Origin of the sequence: Leisingera daeponensis (genome assembly GCF_019801465.1) — a bacterium.
GTDB lineage: Bacteria > Pseudomonadota > Alphaproteobacteria > Rhodobacterales > Rhodobacteraceae > Leisingera > Leisingera daeponensis_A.
The window spans coordinates 261,691-279,276 of the sequence record NZ_JAHVJA010000001.1; the positions used below are offsets into that span (position 1 = coordinate 261,691).

At 64.2% G+C, this 17,586-nt stretch carries 18 protein-coding genes; 5 read left to right on the forward strand and 13 right to left on the reverse strand.

Annotation, left to right across the window (positions count from 1 at the left end):
• Positions 1-22: 22 nt before the first annotated feature.
• From pdxA to lptF, 5 genes are read right to left on the reverse strand one after another with little or no spacing between them, the layout of a single operon-like run.
• Entirely contained in the window at positions 23-994 is a 972-nt protein-coding gene (gene pdxA / locus KUV26_RS01315) for a 4-hydroxythreonine-4-phosphate dehydrogenase PdxA (protein WP_222507071.1), read from the reverse strand.
• Entirely contained in the window at positions 991-2,250 is a 1,260-nt protein-coding gene (locus KUV26_RS01320; protein ID WP_222507072.1) for a peptidylprolyl isomerase, read from the reverse strand. The genes pdxA and KUV26_RS01320 overlap by 4 nt, the downstream gene beginning before the upstream one ends.
• Entirely contained in the window at positions 2,235-4,415 is a 2,181-nt protein-coding gene (locus KUV26_RS01325) for an LPS-assembly protein LptD (RefSeq protein ID WP_222502341.1), read from the reverse strand. The genes KUV26_RS01320 and KUV26_RS01325 overlap by 16 nt, the downstream gene beginning before the upstream one ends.
• Positions 4,399-5,502 (reverse strand): LPS export ABC transporter permease LptG, encoded by a 1,104-nt coding sequence (gene lptG, locus KUV26_RS01330; RefSeq protein ID WP_222507073.1) that lies wholly within the window; start codon positions 5,500-5,502, stop codon positions 4,399-4,401. The genes KUV26_RS01325 and lptG overlap by 17 nt, the downstream gene beginning before the upstream one ends.
• The gene (gene lptF / locus KUV26_RS01335; RefSeq protein ID WP_222502343.1) at positions 5,499-6,626 is read right to left on the reverse strand and encodes an LPS export ABC transporter permease LptF; all 1,128 of its coding nucleotides are present in this window, start codon (positions 6,624-6,626) and stop codon (positions 5,499-5,501) included. Before lptF ends, lptG begins: the two co-directional genes overlap by 4 nt.
• A 190-nt stretch (positions 6,627-6,816) precedes the next feature.
• Here lptF and KUV26_RS01340 point away from each other — a divergent pair, with 190 nt between their 5' ends.
• The 3 genes from KUV26_RS01340 to KUV26_RS01350 all read left to right on the forward strand — a co-directional run bounded on the left by KUV26_RS01340 (position 6,817) and on the right by KUV26_RS01350 (position 9,477).
• A complete protein-coding gene (locus KUV26_RS01340; RefSeq protein ID WP_222507074.1) occupies positions 6,817-8,292 on the forward strand; it encodes a leucyl aminopeptidase in 1,476 nt (491 codons plus the stop codon).
• A 6-nt stretch (positions 8,293-8,298) separates the two neighbouring features.
• Positions 8,299-8,757, forward strand: coding sequence for a DNA polymerase III subunit chi (locus KUV26_RS01345; RefSeq protein ID WP_222502345.1), 459 nt, complete (start codon positions 8,299-8,301; stop codon positions 8,755-8,757).
• Between the two features lie 168 nt (positions 8,758-8,925).
• Entirely contained in the window at positions 8,926-9,477 is a 552-nt protein-coding gene (locus KUV26_RS01350) for a CHAP domain-containing protein (RefSeq protein WP_222507075.1), read from the forward strand.
• A 20-nt stretch (positions 9,478-9,497) separates the two neighbouring features.
• On the opposite strand, the gene KUV26_RS01355 is transcribed toward KUV26_RS01350, so the two are convergent.
• From KUV26_RS01355 to KUV26_RS01370, 4 genes are all read right to left on the reverse strand, one after another.
• Positions 9,498-9,914, reverse strand: a complete 417-nt coding sequence (locus KUV26_RS01355; protein ID WP_222507076.1) for a globin domain-containing protein — start codon at positions 9,912-9,914, stop codon at positions 9,498-9,500.
• A gap of 117 nt (positions 9,915-10,031) precedes the next feature.
• Positions 10,032-10,613 (reverse strand): TIGR02281 family clan AA aspartic protease, encoded by a 582-nt coding sequence (locus KUV26_RS01360; protein ID WP_222507077.1) that lies wholly within the window; start codon positions 10,611-10,613, stop codon positions 10,032-10,034.
• Between the two features lie 44 nt (positions 10,614-10,657).
• On the reverse strand, positions 10,658-11,278 hold the full coding sequence (locus tag KUV26_RS01365; RefSeq protein ID WP_222502349.1) for a MarC family protein: 621 nt from the start codon (positions 11,276-11,278) through the stop codon (positions 10,658-10,660).
• Positions 11,275-13,131, reverse strand: coding sequence for an ABC-F family ATP-binding cassette domain-containing protein (locus KUV26_RS01370; RefSeq protein ID WP_222507078.1), 1,857 nt, complete (start codon positions 13,129-13,131; stop codon positions 11,275-11,277). Before KUV26_RS01370 ends, KUV26_RS01365 begins: the two co-directional genes overlap by 4 nt.
• 200 nt (positions 13,132-13,331) lie before the next feature.
• On the opposite strand from KUV26_RS01370, the gene ndk reads away from it, so the two are divergent.
• Positions 13,332-13,754 (forward strand): nucleoside-diphosphate kinase, encoded by a 423-nt coding sequence (gene ndk / locus KUV26_RS01375; RefSeq protein ID WP_008556653.1) that lies wholly within the window; start codon positions 13,332-13,334, stop codon positions 13,752-13,754.
• 79 nt (positions 13,755-13,833) lie between these two features.
• Here ndk and KUV26_RS01380 read toward each other — a convergent pair whose 3' ends face one another.
• The 3 genes from KUV26_RS01380 to KUV26_RS01390 all read right to left on the reverse strand — a co-directional run bounded on the left by KUV26_RS01380 (position 13,834) and on the right by KUV26_RS01390 (position 15,029).
• On the reverse strand, positions 13,834-14,370 hold the full coding sequence (locus KUV26_RS01380) for a DUF4112 domain-containing protein (protein WP_222507079.1): 537 nt from the start codon (positions 14,368-14,370) through the stop codon (positions 13,834-13,836).
• A complete protein-coding gene (locus KUV26_RS01385; protein WP_222502352.1) occupies positions 14,363-14,533 on the reverse strand; it encodes a YqaE/Pmp3 family membrane protein in 171 nt (56 codons plus the stop codon). Before KUV26_RS01385 ends, KUV26_RS01380 begins: the two co-directional genes overlap by 8 nt.
• A 148-nt stretch (positions 14,534-14,681) precedes the next feature.
• Entirely contained in the window at positions 14,682-15,029 is a 348-nt protein-coding gene (locus tag KUV26_RS01390; RefSeq protein WP_222502353.1) for a TfoX/Sxy family protein, read from the reverse strand.
• A 162-nt stretch (positions 15,030-15,191) separates the two neighbouring features.
• On the opposite strand from KUV26_RS01390, the gene KUV26_RS01395 reads away from it, so the two are divergent.
• Positions 15,192-16,427: a cytochrome P450 gene (locus tag KUV26_RS01395; protein ID WP_222507080.1), complete on the forward strand. Its 1,236-nt coding sequence runs from the start codon at positions 15,192-15,194 to the stop codon at positions 16,425-16,427.
• 28 nt (positions 16,428-16,455) lie between these two features.
• On the opposite strand, the gene KUV26_RS01400 is transcribed toward KUV26_RS01395, so the two are convergent.
• Complete coding sequence (locus KUV26_RS01400) at positions 16,456-17,481, reverse strand: AraC family transcriptional regulator (protein WP_222502712.1); 1,026 nt, start codon at positions 17,479-17,481, stop codon at positions 16,456-16,458.
• Positions 17,482-17,586 lie beyond the last annotated feature (105 nt).

A 17,586-nucleotide genomic window follows, 5' to 3' on the forward strand; every position in this document is an offset into this window, starting at 1 on the left:
ATATTTGCCGCCCGGGGAAGAATCAAGTGCCGGCGGCCATGGTCTGCGCCAGCTTCAGCGCCTGGATCAGGCTGGAAGGGTTGGCCTGGCCGGTCCCCGCGATGTCAAAGGCGGTGCCGTGATCGGGCGAGGTGCGGATGAACGGCAGACCCAGGGTCACGTTGACGCCGCGGTCGAAATCCAGAGTCTTGATCGGGATCAGCGCCTGGTCGTGATACATGCAGACCGCCGCGTCATAGCGTGCGCGGGCCGCGGCGTGGAACATGGTGTCAGCCGGATGCGGCCCGGTGACGTTCAGTCCCTCGCCCTGCATCTGCACGATCAGGGCGTTGATCCAGTCGAGTTCCTCGCGGCCCATGGCGCCGCCTTCGCCGGCGTGCGGGTTAAGGCCAGCAACCGCAATGCGCGGGGAAGCGATGCCGAATTGGTCCCGCAGGCCTGCTGCGGTGATCCCAATGGTTTCGCGCAGCAGTTCCGGGGTGAGTGCGGCTGGCACGTCGGACAGGGCGATATGGATGGTGGCGGGCACGACGCGGAGCTGATCGCTGGCCAGCATCATCACCACCCGCTCACGGCCCGCCAGCGCCGCCAGAAACTCGGTATGGCCGGGATAGGCAAATCCCGCGCCGTCGATCAGGGCTTTCTTGTGGATCGGAGCGGTGCAGACGGCAGAAGCCTTGCCTGACCGGACCAGCTGCACAGCGGTCTCAATGGATTCAATCACCCCGGCGGCGTTGTCCGGGTCAGCCGTCCCCTTAGCTGTTCCGCCGCCGAAGGTGAGCGGCAGCACAGGGAAGCTGTCCGCGCAGGCTGCGGCTGCCGCGGCAGGGGAAGCGATTTCGGTGACCGGTGTGCCCGCGGGCAGATGCCGGGCGTCGCCGATCCAGAAGAACGGGCAGCTGTCCCGCAGCGCCTGCCAGGCCTTGACGGCGATTTCCGGGCCGATGCCTGCGGGCTCGCCGCAGCTCAGGGCGATGGGCCCGGGCTGGCTCATTTGATGTCGATCCGCGCATCCGCGCGCAGCTGCTCCAGGAAGCTGTCGGTGAGCGAGGTCATCCGCTGTGCGACAAGCGCATTGGCGACGGTTTCGCGGTTGGCGCCTTCGCCCAGGTCGGCAGTGCGGCCGCACAGCATCAGCACCATCAGGGTCTCGCCGTTGTTGCGGGTCAGCGTGGTGGAGGTTTCACCCGGGTCCAGCTTGGCCAGCTCCAGCGCGATGTCACGCGGGATATCGGCGGGCGGCAGGCTTTGCACGTCCAGCACCGAGGGATCCTGTCCCTGGGCCAGGCCGTAGAAGTCCTCGCAAGTGTCGACGCTGTTCACGACCTTCTGCGCCGCTGCCAGCCCTTCCGGTGTGCGGCCGCCGGGCACATAGTAGGTTGCGTATTCGATTGCGGCGTAGCGCGGGGCGGCGCCTTCGACTTCGCGCACGCCGCGCATCTGGAACAGGGCCACGGCGTTCTGCAGCGGCAGCGGTTCGGAAATCTCCCCCGGTTTCAGCGCCAGCACGATTTCCTGCAGCTGCGGCGGCAGCTTGGTCAGCGGCATCCACGGCAGGCGGCCGCCCTCGTTGCGGCTGGCTGCAGCGGAGTACTGGGAGGCCGCTGCGGCAAAGCTGTCATAGCTCTTGAGCCGGCTCACCTGTTCGATCAGTTCTTCGACCTGGGCGGCGTTCTGCTCATTGATCGGCACAATGAATTCGCTCAGCAGCACCTGGACGCTGCCGGTGCCGGCGCTGCCCATCGCGCGGTCGATTTCCTCGGGTGTGGGGCGGGCGCGGGACAGGAAACGGGCGCGGGTGTATTCGCGCCAGCCCAGGCCGATCTTGGTGAAGTCGCGCAGCGTCTGCGGGTCGACGCCCTGCTGCTGCAAGGCAGTCAGGAACTCGTTCAGAGACAGGTTGGCGCGCCCGGCAAGCTCTTCCATGCCGGCGGTGACATCCTCGTCGGACAGCTCAATCCCGGCCTGCTTCAGCACTTCCAGTTTGAGCCGGTCATTGATCAGCTCCTCGCGGGCGGTCTCCAGCGGGTCGCCCGGAACCCGCAGCGCCGCCTGGAAGCGGGCCCGCTGCTCCAGTTCGTAGCGGGTGATGACCTCGTCATTCACGGTGATTGCGGGAGCAAAAAGGTTCTGTGCCCCGGCCGGCAGGCCGGTCAGGGAAAGACCCGCGGCCAGCGCCAGTGCGGCTGCGGATTTGAGAGCACGGGAAAGGAAGGGAGCCGGGAACCGGGTATTCACGTCTTGCTGCATGACCGCCTGTACTGTTTGTTGCCGCTCTTCACGGAGAAACCGCTGAGCGAGATGGTAAAGCCGAAATCCGTTGTCGGCTCAACACTTGTTGTTGAGGTATAACGGCGGTTGACCGAAAGGTCGACCGTTACGCACTCGTTCTGATAGGCCACGCCGAGGCCGGCGCGGGTGGCGCGGGCGTCGGAAATGTCGTAGCGCAGCCGGGCGCTGGCGGACCAGGTGGGGTTGATATCATAGCGTCCGTCGACCCAGATTTCCGAGCTTTCCTCGGTCCGGTCCTCGTCCGGGTCAGTGCCAAGCCACAGGTAGGTGCCGGACAGGCTGGAGCGGTCTGTGCGCCATTCACCGCGGACTTCGGCCTTGGAGAAGTTCAGCGAGCCGTTCAGCAGCCCGCGGCTGGAGATCGCCAGCCCGTCGCCGAATTTGACCTGCCCGGCCAGCAGAAGGTCCGAAGAGGTGCCGCCGAGACCGGAGCTTTTGGTGAAGCGGGTGTCGCCGTCGCTGCGCAGGACCTGGCCGATCGTGGCGTAAGCCTGCCAGCCGTCCGGCGCATAGCGGGCCCAGTTGGCGCCATAGACCAGGGTGAAGCCGTCCTCGCGCGCATCGTTCGACGGAAAGCGGGACAGCGACAGCAGGTTGCCCTGATCGAATTCCACAAACCGGCTCTCCTCGCTGACGACCGTGCCGCCGCCTTCGTCCCGCCAGCCCAATTGCAGGATCGGCTCCAGGTACTGTGTCGCGCCGCCGGCCTCGCGCCGGGTCATCGGCAGCCGGAACGTCATGGCGCCGCGCGGCGTCAGACGGGTGACATCCTCGGTGAAAAAGGCGTCATCATAGGTCCGGAAGGCATCGGCCGCTGCGCCGAGCTCGGCCTCTGCCAGGACGCCGTAGCCAAGCGTCCAGGTGCGGGTCCAGCTGAGATCAGCCGTCAGCCGGGCCAGGTCGCGGCCGTTGCTGTCCGTGGTGGTGGCCTCGAGGCTGGAACTGCGGTGATGGCCGTGGCCCTGAAGAGTCAGACGCATTTCGCCGCCGGTCAGGGCAGGGAAGTAACGCTTCTGGTAGAAGGCTTCCGCGATGCCGGACGGGATGTCGCTCTGGCGCTCGCTGTCGCGCAGGGTCTTGTAATGGGTCAGTGACGTGCGGAACAGGCTGTCTCGGCGGGCCCGGGTCAGCTCCGCCCGCGACCGCAGGCGGTCAAGGTCCGGCAGGCCGTAGTCTTCGAGATAGGCATCATCGGAAACCGCCTTGACGTCGAAGGTGAAGCGGTAGCCGCGCGGCAGCTGGAATGCCCCCTCGCCAAAGAAATATCCGCGGTCCTGATCCGGATACAGGTCGTCCCTGGTGAAGGCGCCGTTAAGCTCGATACGGCCGCGCCGGAAGGCCTGGCGGTAGCGCAGGTCCAGTGTCCGGGTGCTGGAGGAAATGTAGGGCGCCAGCGTCAGGTCCTTGTGCGGGCCCAGGGTGAAGAAATACGGAACCTTGATCCCGGTGCCGAGGTTCGAGGTGGAGCGCACGGACGGGACCAGAAAGCCGCTGGCCCGCTCCAGCGAGGGATCCGGCAGGCGGATTGCCGGGAAATAGAAAACCGGCACGTCCAGCACCCGCAATTGGGCGCCTTCAAAATAGAGCTGGCGCTCCTGCTGATCGTGGGTCACCCGCTCCGCGCGGATTTGCCAGAGCGGCGGGCGGCCGTCCTCGCAAACATGGCAGGAGGTGACGGCAGTTTTGTAGAGCTGGGTATAGCGCCCGCCGACGCGGGTCATTTGCAGCGAAGCCAGCTGCAGCTGCTGCTGGAACACCATGCGGGCGCCGCTCAGCAGGCCGTTGCGCAAGTCCTGATCCAGTTCGGCGGCATTGGCCAGAATGGTGATGTCGCCGTTTTGGTCGATGCGGATCGGGCCTTCGATTTGCAGTGTGCCGGTGCTCTGGTCGAAGGTGATCTTTTTCGCGCGCAACCGGATATTGCCCTGAAAGGCTTCGACATTGCCTTCCGCCACCAGGGTGCGGTCGGGGGCGATGAACACCTGGTCGGCGACCAGCATTGCAGGCTGGGCCGGATCGGGCGGAGTGGCGGTCTGGGCATGCGGGGCTGGTGCGGTCAGCGCCAGCCAGGGCAGCACGGCGGAAAGCAGCAGCGCGCGGCGCAGATTACCCGTCTTCGGCATGGAGAAGCAGTCCCAAGGTCAAAAGTATTGCGGCGGCGGGCGGCGCCCAGGCGGCAAGCGCCACCGGTATTTGCCCGTTCTCGCCAAGGATTTGCGCGAAATTGCGGATGAAATAAAGCCCGAATCCCAGAAGCACTGCCATTAGCACCGCCAGGCCGGTGCCGCCGAAGCGGGCGTGCCGCATTGTAAAGGAGGCACCAACCAGGACCATGGCAATCAGGAACAGCGGCCGCGCCAGCTCTGCCTGGAGCTGGACCTCGTAACGCTTGGTGGTGAAGCCCGCGGCCGACAATTCGCGGATGGTGGAGGGCAGATCGTAGATTGAGATGCCGCTGGCGGAGCCGAGCGTGTCCCGGATGCGGTCGGTGGTCAGAGTGGTGGGCAGCCGCAGCTCGTCATGCTGGGCGGCCCCGGTTTCCGGATTGATCCCGGCTGCCAGCGGCCAGGCCTTGGCATTGGCCAGAACCCAGTTGCTGCCGTCCAGCCGGGCGCTGTCAGCGGTGATGCGGCGCACCGGGCCGCCCGCGTTGGTGTAGGCATGGATCGAGACGTCGTGCAGGGTGATGTCGGCGGCGTCGCCGCTGTAGCCCTTGGCGTGAATGACCGACTGGCCGCGGACGCCGCCCTGGCGGAGCCACAGGCCCTCGCCGCTCAGCGACAGCGCCGAGGGGCCGCCGTTGTGGTAGGTTTCCGCCAGGTCCTGATAGCGGTTGGCAGTGGCAGCCGCGATGGGGTTCAGCATGGTGACCGCTAGGCCGCCGATAGCGGCTGCCACCAGCACCGGCGCTGCCAGCGCGCGGATTCCGGAACGGCCGATGGCACGGGTCACAACCAGCTCGCTGCTGCGCGCGAGGCCGACGAACAGCACGATGGTGCTGAGGATCATGATCAGCGGCAGGAACTCGCTGAGCGCTGCCGGGATGTTCAGCAGCGTCAGGCCAACCAGCTGTGCCAGGCTGAGATCGGCGGCCTCGAACCGCCGGACCTGTTCGTTCAAGTCGATCAGCACCACCAGCGTCATCAGAACCGCAACGATTATGAGGAACCACTGCAAGAAGCGGCGGGCGTAGTAGATGTCCAGCTTCATGCCGCCGTCTCCGCTGCCGGTGCCCGGATCCGTTTCGGACGGCCGGACAGGATCAGGAAGACCAGCGCAACCGAAAGGCCAAGCAGGGCGGGCAGGTAGATCAGCGGCCAGAGGCTGGGATTCTGCAGAACCGGCTCAGTGACCACGCCGCGCAGGCCCTCGATGAAAATAAGCACCACAAAGGCCAGGAAGGCCTGCCGCCAGACCCCGAAGCGCGAGAAGGTGCCCAGCATCAGTGCGGAAAAGCCGATCAGCGTCACAGCAACACAGACCAGAGCGCGGGCAAACCGCAGATGCAGCTCTTCGGCCTGGGCGCCCGCGGAATAGCCATCGCTTCGGGTCACTGCCTCGGTGCTGTTCAAAAGCTCGAGGCTGGGAATGGCGCGGATGTTGCGGGAAGGGTTTTCAGCTTTGCGGGCGAGGGAGCTGATATCATAGGAAAAATCTGAGAAGAAGGTGGTGGAAAGGCGCTGAGTCTTGTGGTCCAGCCGCTGTGCCATGCCTTCCACCATGATCAGATGGGCGCTGGCGCCGTCGCGCACCAGAAAGGCGCGTGCGCCGGTATAGGTCACCGTCACCGCCGGGTCGCGGCGGTCCGACAGGAACACGTCGTTCAGGGTGCCGTCTGCATCGATCTGACGGATGTAGAAGGTGACGCCATCGGTGGGGTGCAGGAAATCGCCCTCGCTCAGCAGCTTGGCGGTGATGTTGCGGGAGACTTCGCTTTCACGCACGTCCAGCTGGCTGATCGAGGCGGGCAGCAGGTAATGGGTCAGCGCGGACATCATCAGCGCGGTGATGATGCCGAAGGCCAGTGCCGGGCGGGCCATTTGCCAGGGGCTGGTGCCGGTGGCGCGCAGCACGGTCAGCTCGCTTTCCCCGTTCAGCCGGTTGGTGACCCAGACCGCGGCGCCAAAGGCGGCGATCGGCAGCACCATCCGGATCAGGTTCGGCAAGGTGAGCGCGGTGAATTCCAGAAACACCAGTGCGGACTGCCCGTTGCCGATCAGCGTGTCGAACAGCACAACGGCCCGGTTGACCCAGAACACGGCCACCAGAATCAGGGCAAAGAAGCCGAAGAAGAGCAGATACTGTGACAGCACATATCTGTCGTAGCGTGACACCCGATCCCCCCAGATCTTGCCATTGTAATTTTGCCGGACCTTAGTGGATTTGATTGGCGGGGAAAACTGCATTCTCGCAAGCGCCGGCGATCGGCGGCGGTCCGCGGGCGGAAGCCGGGTCTTTCCAAGCGCTGCTGTGCAGGATACCTCTGGGGCCAACAATCAATGAAGTCAGCAGGAGCATATGTAAATGAGCAGCCTTACCCCGATCCGTTTTGCCGAGTATGACCCCAAAGCTCTGTCAGAAATGACCGGACGCGTTGCGGTTCTGGTGACTCCGGAAGGCAGCATGGATCAGGCTGCACGCAGTGCCAACCGTCTGGCCAAGGGTGCGATTGCCCGGCTGATCGACTCGGAAGGCTTCAAGAAGGCTAAGGCAGGCGATGTGATTTCGCTGGGCTGGCCTGCGGGCATGAAGGCTGAGGCGCTGGACGTGCTGGTGCTGCCGCGCAAGCTGACACCGGTGGAGGCACGGAAGGCCGGAGCCAGCTTGGTGAAGGGGGCCGCGGGCAAGCGGCTGACCGTCATGGCCGGCAGCATGAACAAGGCCGCGGATCTGACCCTGGGCATGGCGCTGCGGGATTACGCCTTCGACAATCACAAGTCGCCGAAGGACGACAAGCCCGAAGCAGAAGTGGTGATCGCCTCGAAATCTCCGTCGAACCTTGAAGCGGCCTGTGCGCCGCTGCTGGCGTTGGCCGAGGGCGTGCACATGACACGCGATCTGGTTAATGAGCCGGCCAATGTGCTGACCACCACGGAATTTGCCCGCCGCATTGAGGAAATGACGGAGATCGGCCTGGAGGTCGAAATCCTGGAAGAGGCAGAGCTGGAAAAACTGGGGATGCGCACGCTTCTCAGCGTCGGGCAAGGCTCCGACAGCCCGTCCAAAGTGGCGGTGATGCAGTGGAAGGGCGGCGCCAAGGATGCCGCACCGCTGGCGCTGGTCGGCAAGGGGGTGGTGTTCGACACTGGCGGCATCTCCCTGAAACCCGCCGCCGGCATGGAAGAGATGACCATGGACATGGGCGGCGCGGGGGTGGTGGCCGGCACCATGCGGGCGCTGGCGCTGCGCAAGGCCAAGGCCAATGTGGTCGGTCTGGTCGGTCTGGTCGAGAACATGCCCTCCGGCAATGCCACCCGTCCCGGAGATGTGGTGAAGTCCATGAAAGGCGACACGGTCGAGATCATCAACACCGACGCTGAAGGCCGCCTGGTTCTGTGCGACGTGCTCTGGTACGCGCAGGAGCGGTTCAAACCCGCGGGGGTGATTGACCTGGCAACGCTGACCGGTGCGATTATTATCGGGCTGGGACATGATAATGCCGGCGTGTTCTCCAATGACGATGATCTGTGCAACGCATTCCTGAAGGCCGCCAAGGCAGAAGATGAAGGCGCCTGGCGGATGCCCCTGGGCAAGGCGTATGACGAGCAACTGAAGTCCCGCATCGCCGATATGAAGAACGTGGGCGGCCGTCCCGCCGGCTCGATCACCGCGGCGCAGTTTCTGCAGCGGTTCATCAAGGACGATATGCCTTGGATTCACTTGGATATCGCCGGCGTTGCTTCTGTCAGCAAAGACACGGATTATGCGCCCAAAGGCGCCACCGGCTGGGGTGTGCTGGCGCTGAACCGGCTGGTCGCGGACAAGTTCGAGGCGGAATAAAACTTCATGGGGGCTGCCTATTTCTACCACCTGACCCGCAGGCCGCTTGAGGAGACCCTGCCGGTGCTTCTGGACAAGGCGCGCGGGGCGGGCTGGCGCATCGCCGTGCGCGGGCGCGATCCGGAACGCATGGCCTGGCTGGACGACCGGCTGTGGCAGGGGGCGGAAGAGAGCTTTCTGGCCCATGGCCTGGCGGGCGGCCCCCATGATGCGCTGCAGCCCATCCTGCTGACTACGGGGCCGGAGGCCGCCAACAACCCTGATTGCGTGATGGCGGTGGATGGTGCCGCCGTCAGCGCCGGGGAAGTGCAGGCGCTGAGCCGTGTCTGCATCCTGTTCGACGGCACCGACCCGGAAGCGGTTCAGCACGCCCGCAGCCAGTGGAAGGCGCTGACAGACGAAGGCTGTTCCGCCCAATACTGGTCCGAAGAAAGCGGGCGCTGGGAAAAAAAGGCCGAGAAATAGGCGGATTTCCGGCCGAAGCCTTCTGTATTGGCGAAAAGCTGCCGATGGCTTGTGTGATTTGTTTCACAAGGGCAACAATCTCTCGATTTTTAGTCACTCCCGCTTTATCCCTGCCGCCATCAACATTCCGGAAAACCGGAAGGCGCGACCAGGACACTGGGGGGACAGATGAATTTTCGATGTGCGGTCAAGCGGCTGCGGCTGCTTCCTATTGCCGGAGCCGGTCTCCTTTTACTCGCCAATTGCGGCGAAGTTCAGAACGGCTCGGTGAGCCGGGCAGAGGTTGAGGCGGAGCGGCTGGAGTTTGCCGTTCAGGAAGTTCAGTACCTGCAATCGAACGGCCGCCGGGTCTGGTGCGTGCCCTTCGCCCGCAATGCCAGCGGCATCGAAATCTTCGGCAATGCCAAGACCTGGTGGGAGCAGGCCAAAGGCCAGTTCGCCCGCAGCCGCGAACCGCAGCCCGGCGCCGTGATGGCGTTCAGCGCCACCCGCTCCAATCCGCTGGGCCATGTCGCCGTGGTGTCCAAGGTCGAAGACGCGCGCAGGATCCGGATCAATCATGCCAACTGGCACCGCAACAAGATCTCGCTGGGCATGGCTGTGATTGACGTTTCCGAAAACAACGACTGGTCCGCAGTCCGCCTGGAAAGCTATCCGGGCGCATTCGGGCGGGTCTATCCCGTCAATGGGTTCATAGCGGCCGAGCCTGGCAACGGGTAACGCCATCGCCGCGCGCCGGTTCAGCTGTTCGGGATACTGCCGCGCCGGATCATTTGGCCGGCAATTTCCTTGAACGCCTTCCGCCACAGTGCTTCCAGCTCCGGTGTCATCTCCTTGCCGAGCGCGTGGTGCAGGGTGTCGATCAGGGCGTCCTCCATCGGGGCAAAATGCGGGGCCAGAACTCCCAGGCTTGCATGGGTCCTGCCCAGTTCCTGAAATTGACTGGCCACCGCGGTTTCGTCCTTCAGTTTTGCAAGAATAACGCCCAGCGTGGTCATGAACTTCATGCCCTGGCCTTCCAGATCGTCCCGGAACAGCCGCCGCAGTTCCGGTGCATGGCGGAACAGCGCGTCATAAAAGAACGCTGGCGTCTGGGCGGCATCCTCCCGGAGCCTGCTGTAACTGTCCTGCAGTTGCTTAAGTTCATCATCGGTCACGGGATTCTCGTGCTCCTTTCTGATTGGAATGGTGGTTTCCAATCTAGGAGGCTGGCAGCCGCAAGTCCTTGATCCGGCTCAAGGTGCGGATCAGTCCGATTGCGCCCCGAGGCGGGGCTAGCGTGTCAGCACCAGTGCGCCGTTGCGGATTTCGATGCTGGACCAGCGCTGCAGGTAGCCCATGCCCAGAAGGGATTGTTCCAGCTCTCCCTGGTTGACCCAGACGCGGACATTCTTGTCGGTGATGCCGCCCAGTGAAATTTCGTCAACCCAGACAGAGGCGGTCCGCACCTCGCCGTTGGCGGTGCTGGCGCGGCCGAGGTAGGCGAGGCTGCCGGTGTCGATGCCCGCGCTGGTGGCGTCGCGTTCATTCAGCACGACCTGGCTGGCACCGGTATCGACCAGAAACTGGACCGGGGCGCCGTTCACCTCCAGCGTCAGGTAGTAATGGCCATCGGGAGAGCGGGGCACTTCAACCCGGCCCGCGTCAATGGCGACGCTTTGCTGCGGGCGGACGGTCTGGCGGATGTCCTCCCACAGGCCGTAGGAGGCGATCACCCCAAGGAAGATGAACCCCCAGACGGCAAACATCTGCAGCGTTTTTCCAATGCTTTGGCGGTTCTGGACAAAGACCCAGGACCCGACCGCAACCAGCAGTATGATCAGATAGATAAACCGCCCGGTTTCATATTCGCCCATACGCTCACCTCCTGATTACCATGTAGGCGGACCGGGGCGTTATACTAGCCTGCGAAGCCGAAAGCGCGCAGGCCGTCCAGCACAAACTGAACCGAAAGCGCAGCCAGCAGCATGCCCAGAAGCCGGGTGACAACGGTGATCCCGGTCTTGCCCAGCATCCGTTCGAACAAGCCGGAGAACAGGCACATCACCAGCAGGATCGCCAGCACCGCGATGACCACGCCCATGACCATGACGAAGCCGGCAATGCCGGGCTGCTGACCGGTCAGCAGGATCACGGTTGCGATCGAGCCGGGCCCCGCCATCAGCGGGATCGCCAGCGGGAAGACCGAGGGGTCGTCGAATTCATCCTCCTCGCTGCGGTCCTCGCGGCGCTTGTTGCGGCGCTCAAACAGCATGTCGAGCGCGGTCAGGAAAAGAAGCACGCCGCCGGCGACCCGGAATGCCGGCATTGAGATGCCGATGAAGCCCAGCACTGCTTCGCCAAAACCTGCAAATATTGCCAGCAGCACCGCTGACGTGATGGTTGCCCGCAGCGCGATGGAGCGGCGGCGGGCCGGCGGCATGCCCTGGGTCAGTGCAATGAAAATCGGGGTCAGGCCGATCGGGTCGACGATGACGAAAAGGGTGACGAAGGACGTGATCAGGAATGCGGTGTCGATCATTGCGCCTCGGCCTGCTCCAGTTTTTCCAGCGCCTCCATCCACAGGCCTTCTGCCCGTTCCAGCGCCTCGATGCACTCAGCGTGCTTTTTCTGCCAGACTGCCATGTCGGCCGCCTTGCCCGGTTCATACAGGCTAGGGTCGGCAAGCTTTTCGTCAAGCTTTTCACGCATTTCGCTGAGCTTCTCGACCCGTGTCTCGGATTTGCGGACCTCGGAACGCAGGGCGATCAGCACCTCGCGGGAGGCGCGCTTGGGCTTGGCGGGCTTAGGCGCGTCGGCTTTGGCGGCGGGCTTTTCACGCGCCAGCAGCAGGGTGCGGTAGCTTTCCAGATCGCCGTCATAGGGTTTCACCGTGCCGTCCGAGACCAGCCACAGCCGGTCCGCCACAAGGCTCAGCAGATGCATGTCGTGGCTCACCAGGATCACCGCGCCGGAATAGGCGGTCAGCGCCTCGACCAGCGCTTCGCGGCTTTCGATGTCCAGGTGGTTGGTCGGCTCGTCGAGGATCAGCATATGGGGCGCGTCGATGGTGGCGATCAGCAGGCTGAGGCGTGCTTTTTGGCCGCCGGACAGGCGCCCGACCTCGGTTTCGGCCTGCGCGGCTCCCAGGCCAAAGCCAGCCAGCCGCGAGCGCCAGCGGGCCGGTGCCTCATCCGGGCGCAGGCGGCGCAAATGGTCCAGCGGGGTTTCATCGATATAGAGTTCATCCACCTGATGCTGTGCGAAGTAGCCGATGCGCAGCTTGGAGGACCGGGTCAACTTGCCCGCCATCAGCGGCAGCCGGTCCGCCAGAAGTTTCGACAGCGTGGACTTGCCCTGACCATTTTTGCCCAGGAACGCAATGCGGTCGTCCTGGTCGATCCGCAGGTTCAGCCGCTTCAGGATTTCGGTTTCGCCATAGCCGGTGACGCCGCCCTCGATATGGATGATCGGCGGCGGCATTTCTTCCGGCTCGGGGAAGGTGAAGGCGCGCAGCGCGGCCTCCTGGGGGGTGGTGATCGGCTTCATCTTGGCGATCATCTTGAGCCGGGCCTGCGCCTGCACCGCCTTGGACGCCTTGGCGCGGAAGCGGTCGACGAAGCTTTGCAGGTGGGCGCGGCGGGCTTCCTGTTTCTTGGCTTCGGCCTGAGCCGCGAGGATGCGCGCAGCCCGGGTTTCGGCAAAGGTGTCATAGGGGCCCTGGTACAGGGTGAGCTTCTTGTCCTCCAGGTGCAGGATGGCGCCCACAGCCCGGTTCAGCAGCCCGCGGTCGTGGCTGACGATCAGCACCGTATGCGGGTATTTCGCCAGGTAGCTTTCCAGCCACAACGCGCCTTCGAGATCGAGGTAGTTGGTCGGCTCGTCCAGCAGCAGCAGGTCGGGCTGGGCAAACAGCACCGCAGCCAGCGCCACCCGCATCCGCCAGCCGCCGGAGAAGTCGGAGCAGGGGCGTTTCTGATCCTCGTCGTCAAAGCCCAGGCCCTTCAGGATGGAGGCGGCGCGCGCTTCGGCCGACCAGGCGTCGATATCGCTGAGCCGGGTCTGGATTTCGGCAATCCGTGCCGGGTCGGTGGCGCTGTCGGCTTCGGCCAGCAGGGCGGCGCGTTCGGTATCTGCAGCCAGAACCGTGTCGGTCAGCGACACATTGGACGACGGCACCTCCTGCGCGACACCGCCGATGCGGGCCTTGGAGGGCAGGGTGATGCTGCCGGTTTCCAGCGCCAGCTCGCCCCGGATCAGCCGGAACAGAGTGGTTTTACCGGTGCCGTTGCGCCCGACCAGGCCGACCTTGTGGCCGGTGGGAATGGTGGCGGAAGCGCTCTCGATCAGCGGGCGGCCTTCGACCGAATAGGTGATGTCCTGAATGCGTAACATGATCAGCGGTGTGGCGCAGCAGCCGGAGGCTGTCAATCGGCCTGCCGCCTTCCTCCTGCTGAAAATAGACCCGCCGCAGGCGCGTGCGCCTGCGCGCGGTCCGAAAACGGCTTCCCAAGCGCGCCAAGCCATGTTAGGCGGCGCGCGGAGTTTCCGGCCCGGGGATACGCCCTGCGGCCCATCAATCAGGAGAATGCCACATGGCACTGGAACGCACTTTCTCGATCATCAAGCCCGATGCAACCCGCCGCAACCTGACCGGTAAGATCAACGCCAAGTTCGAAGAAGCCGGCCTGCGCATCGTGGCGCAGAAGCGCATTCACATGACCAAAGAGCAGGCAGGCAAGTTCTACGAAGTGCACGCCGAGCGCCCGTTCTATGACGAACTGTGCGAGTTCATGTCCTCCGCTCCGGTGGTCGTGCAGGTTCTGGAAGGCGAAAACGCCATTGCCAAGAACCGTGAAGTGATGGGCGCCACCAATCCCGCTGATGCGGCCGCCGGCACCATTCGCGCCGAGTTCGCTGAATCGGTCGGCGAAAACTCCGTTCACGGTTCCGACGCGCCGGAAACCGCTGCGGTGGAAATCGCCTACTTCTTCTCCGGCATCGAGCTGGTCGGCTAAGCTTCAGGCTTAACTGCGCTAAGATACAAAGGGGCTGCAGCTTGGCGCTGGCAGCCCCTTTTTCATGATCAGTCCGGTTTCATGAATCGAGCGTCCGGTTCAGCGGATGCTGCCACGAAGCCTGTTTGTGCGGTTTCCGCCGATGGAGCGCACCGGGGTGGTGCGCGCCGACATAAGTGGGCGCCAGCCGCAGTTCGCGCGGCGCGGTCAGACTGGAAAAGCGCTTGCGACCGAGGCGTTTCGGCAGCGGCTCATCGCTGGCGGCCCGCTCCTCGAAATGGCGGCGGAGCAGGTCGGTGTTGCGGGTATTGGCCTTCCAGGCCACGTCGAACAGATCGCCGGCCAGCGGGATAGAGCCGATGAGGGCATCGACGCCGATATTGGCCGCCATCCGGGCCAGTATTGGAGCGGAAGCCCCCATGCGGTAGCCGGAATAGAGGATATACCCCGCAGGGATCAGCGCAATGGTGTCACCAACGCCGGGAACCAGGCCCGCAATGCTGTCCCAACCGATCCGCACCCCGATCAGCGGGATGCGGAAGGCACGGTCCATGCGATGCGCCAGGCGCTCCAGCGCCTGCAGCTGCTTGTGATGATGTTTGGCAAGATCAGGCATGTTCAGGCGTCCTTGCGATGATCCAGACCGCATGCACGATGCCCGGGATGTAGCCGAGAAGCGTCAGCAGAATGTTGAGCCAGAAATGCTTGCCAAGCCCCACCTGCAGGAACACGCCCAGCGGCGGCAGAATGACGGCGAAAATAATGCGGATCAGGTCCATGCCGGTACTCCTTGTGTCGAGCCAATCTCGGGGGCTCAACGCCTGAAGCCGGAAAATGGTTGCATCTGCGCCTGCGCTGCCGTCCGGGCGGCGGCAGCGCCCTGTGCCAAGACTCCCGGCCGGTCCGGCCGGGTCTGAAGCGGGGCGGTCAGAGCGCCTTGAGGTCCGCGGGGCTGGCCCGCACGCCGATCGCGTCCAGCTCTGCCAGCAGTTTGGAGCTGTGCTGCGGGCGGACCTCTGCCTTGATCGCGTCGAAACGTTTGCGCAGCTCTTCCTTTTCCTTGCCCTTGCAATCGTTCCAGGGCCGCCCCTGCAGCGCCATCACCAGCACGTAGTAGCCGATGAAATGCGGCCGGGTGCCGTGTTGCAGCAGCCTGGCATAAGCCGCATCGGCACCAATGGCGCGCAGCTCCTCGGCGGAGGCGATGCCGGCCCGGTGGCAGGCTTCCTCGTATGCGGGGCCGAGGTTGCGGATGGAGGAAATGGCAGTGTTCATGGTTTGTTTCTATCCGGAGCGCCCGCATTTGTCACGCGGAAATCCGCCGTGTTCGGAACCGCGGTTCTGGGTGTCTGACGCTGTGTTCCGCGCTGGATTGGGTGATTGACAGTCGCATTTGCGGGGGAAACCCTGCTGCAAAAGCCAGCAGGAGGGCGACGGATGAGCGATACGGTGCATGGGCCTGTGAATGTTGAGGGATTTGATCTGGCGGATCCGCCTGCCGGCTTTGCCGGCAATCCCTTCCCTTACTATGACGCGTTGCTGCGGGAGGCACCGGTGCTGCCGCAGCCGGACGGGTCGCTGCTGGTCTGCCGCCACGCCGACCTGGACCGGATTTACCGTGACACCGCCTTGTTTTCCTCGGACAAGAAACGGGTTTTCGGCCCCAAGTACGGCCCGGGCTCGCCGCTGTTTGAACATCACACGTCCTCTCTGGTTTTCTCTGACCCGCCGCTGCACACGCGGGTGCGCAAGATCATGACCTCGGCCTTGACGCCGCGGGCCATTGCAAAGATGGAGCCGGGACTGATTGAAACCGTCGACCATCTGCTGGAACGGATGGCGGGCCGGACCGAGGTGGACCTGATCGGCGACTTCGCTGCCTCTATCCCGGTTCAGATCATCGGTAACCTGCTTGATGTTCCGATGGAGGAACGGGCGCCGCTGCGCGACTGGTCGCTGGCAATCCTGGGGGCGCTGGAACCCGCGCTGAGCGAGGCGGAACTGGCCGCCGGCCACCGCGCGGTGGAGGAGTTCAAGGCATATCTGCGAGACCTGATTGCCCGGCGGCGGTCAAATCCGGGGGATATCGAAACCGACGTACTGACCCGGCTGATCAACGGCGTGGGCGCCGAGGGCACCCTCAGCGAGATCGAACTGATACAAAACTGCATCTTCATACTGAATGCGGGTCATGAGACCACCACCAATCTGATCGGAAACGGTTTGGCGCTGCTGCATGACCATCCGGAGCAAAGGCGGCGGCTGCTGGCGCAGCCGGAGCTGATCAAGCCCGCGGTGGAGGAAATGCTGCGGTTCCGCTCTCCGAACCAGCTGGGCAACCGCGAAACGACGGCAGAGGCCGAGATCGGCGGTGTCCGGGTTCCGGCAGGAACCAACCTGCATCTGGTGATCGGCGCGGCTAACCGTGATCCGGAGGTGTTCGAGAAACCCGGGGATTTCGACATCACCAGGACGCCGAACCGGCATCTGGCCTTTGCCGGCGGCCCGCATGTCTGTGTCGGGCTGACACTGGCGCGGCTGGAGGGAAGGATCGCCATTGAACGCCTGCTGCGCCGGTTTCCGGACTACCGTTTGCTGCAAGGGCGGCGGGTCCAGGGCGGACGGATCCGGTTCCGCGGCTATGCGGCGCTGCCTGCGAACCTTGGGGGATAAGGCAGCAGCCGCTTTTCTGAAGCCTCGGTCAGGCTGAGGGGGACTTGTACGAACTCGGCGGGGCGCCGGTCCAGCGGCGGAACGCCCGGTGAAAATTCGCCGCGGAGGAAAACCCGACGTCCTGCGATATTTCCTCGATGCTTTTCTTGCCGGTTTGCAGGTCTCGGATGGCAAGGTCGCGGCGCAGCCCGTCCTTGATGGCCTGAAACGAGGTTTCTTCCGCTTCCAGGCGCCGCATCAGCGTTCTGGGTGTGACGTTCAGCGCCTTCGCCGCGTCCGGCAGCTGGCAGCTCTCCCAGCTGGTCTGGAACAGGAACTCCCGCACCTTCAGCGACTGGGTGTGTTCGCGGAACCTGGTGAAGATCCAGTCGCGGGGCGCACGGGCCAGAAACGCGTTCAGTTCCGCGTTGCTGCGGAGGCCGGGGAGGCCTAGCTTCCCGGTTTCGAAGACAATAGCCGAACAGGGGGCCTCGAAGCGCACCGGGGCGGGAAAAATGGCCGCATAATCCTGCGCAAAGCCGGGCCGTTCAAAGGCAAAGTGCACCGCCCGGACCGGCACCTCATAGCCGGCCAGCCACGAGAGCAGCCCGTGTGCCAGTTTCAGGATCAGCATGTGGCCGAACCGCTGCACGGGCTGCGCGCCTTGTGGCACCAGCTGCAGGCCGGTGGTGGCATTGTCCTCAGTCAGATCGATCCGGTAGTCGTCCAGCAGCAGGTTCCAGAAAGTGGAAAAGCGGTGCAGGGCGGCGGGCAGCGTGCCGGCCTCGCGGACCGTCGTCAGCAGGTGCTGTAAGGCCCTGGGGCGTACCGGGCGGCTCCACAGGCCTGTCATCTCGTCCTTGGTTTCAACAGCGGCAATCTGATAGAGGCGGACGATCTGGTCCAAGGTGACCCGGTGCGACAGCTGCCCCGCGGACAGGTGCAGGCCAGCGCGCTGCAGGAAGGACTCCAGCTGGCCGTCCGTGCAGCAGCGCCGCAGTGCTGAGATCCAATCCCCGGCAAACTGCGGCGACACTGTTGCAAGGCTGGAAGAATCTGGTGCGGAGAGCTGCATGGCGTTCGAGCGGTTTGTCACTTTCTGATAGGATAATGTCTGTATTGAACGTGGGCCAGGCGTCTTGCAACGCGTATCTGGCATGAATGAACAATAATCCGGAGC

Excerpts from the sequence above, each read along its gene's own strand:
- ndk (WP_008556653.1), top strand. The coding sequence starts at position 13,332 with ATGGCACTGGAACGCACTTTCTCGATCATCAAGCCCGATGCAACCCGC.
- pdxA (WP_222507071.1), bottom strand. The coding sequence starts at position 994 with ATGAGCCAGCCCGGGCCCATCGCCCTGAGCTGCGGCGAGCCCGCAGGC.
- KUV26_RS01320 (WP_222507072.1), bottom strand. The coding sequence starts at position 2,250 with ATGCAGCAAGACGTGAATACCCGGTTCCCGGCTCCCTTCCTTTCCCGT.
- KUV26_RS01400 (WP_222502712.1), bottom strand. The coding sequence starts at position 17,481 with ATGCAGCTCTCCGCACCAGATTCTTCCAGCCTTGCAACAGTGTCGCCG.
- KUV26_RS01370 (WP_222507078.1), bottom strand. The coding sequence starts at position 13,131 with ATGTTACGCATTCAGGACATCACCTATTCGGTCGAAGGCCGCCCGCTG.
- KUV26_RS01360 (WP_222507077.1), bottom strand. The coding sequence starts at position 10,613 with ATGGGCGAATATGAAACCGGGCGGTTTATCTATCTGATCATACTGCTG.
- KUV26_RS01380 (WP_222507079.1), bottom strand. The coding sequence starts at position 14,370 with ATGCCTGATCTTGCCAAACATCATCACAAGCAGCTGCAGGCGCTGGAG.
- KUV26_RS01350 (WP_222507075.1), top strand. The coding sequence starts at position 8,926 with ATGAATTTTCGATGTGCGGTCAAGCGGCTGCGGCTGCTTCCTATTGCC.
- lptG (WP_222507073.1), bottom strand. The coding sequence starts at position 5,502 with ATGAAGCTGGACATCTACTACGCCCGCCGCTTCTTGCAGTGGTTCCTC.
- KUV26_RS01340 (WP_222507074.1), top strand. The coding sequence starts at position 6,817 with ATGAGCAGCCTTACCCCGATCCGTTTTGCCGAGTATGACCCCAAAGCT.
- KUV26_RS01395 (WP_222507080.1), top strand. The coding sequence starts at position 15,192 with ATGAGCGATACGGTGCATGGGCCTGTGAATGTTGAGGGATTTGATCTG.
- KUV26_RS01345 (WP_222502345.1), top strand. The coding sequence starts at position 8,299 with ATGGGGGCTGCCTATTTCTACCACCTGACCCGCAGGCCGCTTGAGGAG.
- KUV26_RS01365 (WP_222502349.1), bottom strand. The coding sequence starts at position 11,278 with ATGATCGACACCGCATTCCTGATCACGTCCTTCGTCACCCTTTTCGTC.
- KUV26_RS01385 (WP_222502352.1), bottom strand. The coding sequence starts at position 14,533 with ATGGACCTGATCCGCATTATTTTCGCCGTCATTCTGCCGCCGCTGGGC.
- KUV26_RS01390 (WP_222502353.1), bottom strand. The coding sequence starts at position 15,029 with ATGAACACTGCCATTTCCTCCATCCGCAACCTCGGCCCCGCATACGAG.
- KUV26_RS01325 (WP_222502341.1), bottom strand. The coding sequence starts at position 4,415 with ATGCCGAAGACGGGTAATCTGCGCCGCGCGCTGCTGCTTTCCGCCGTG.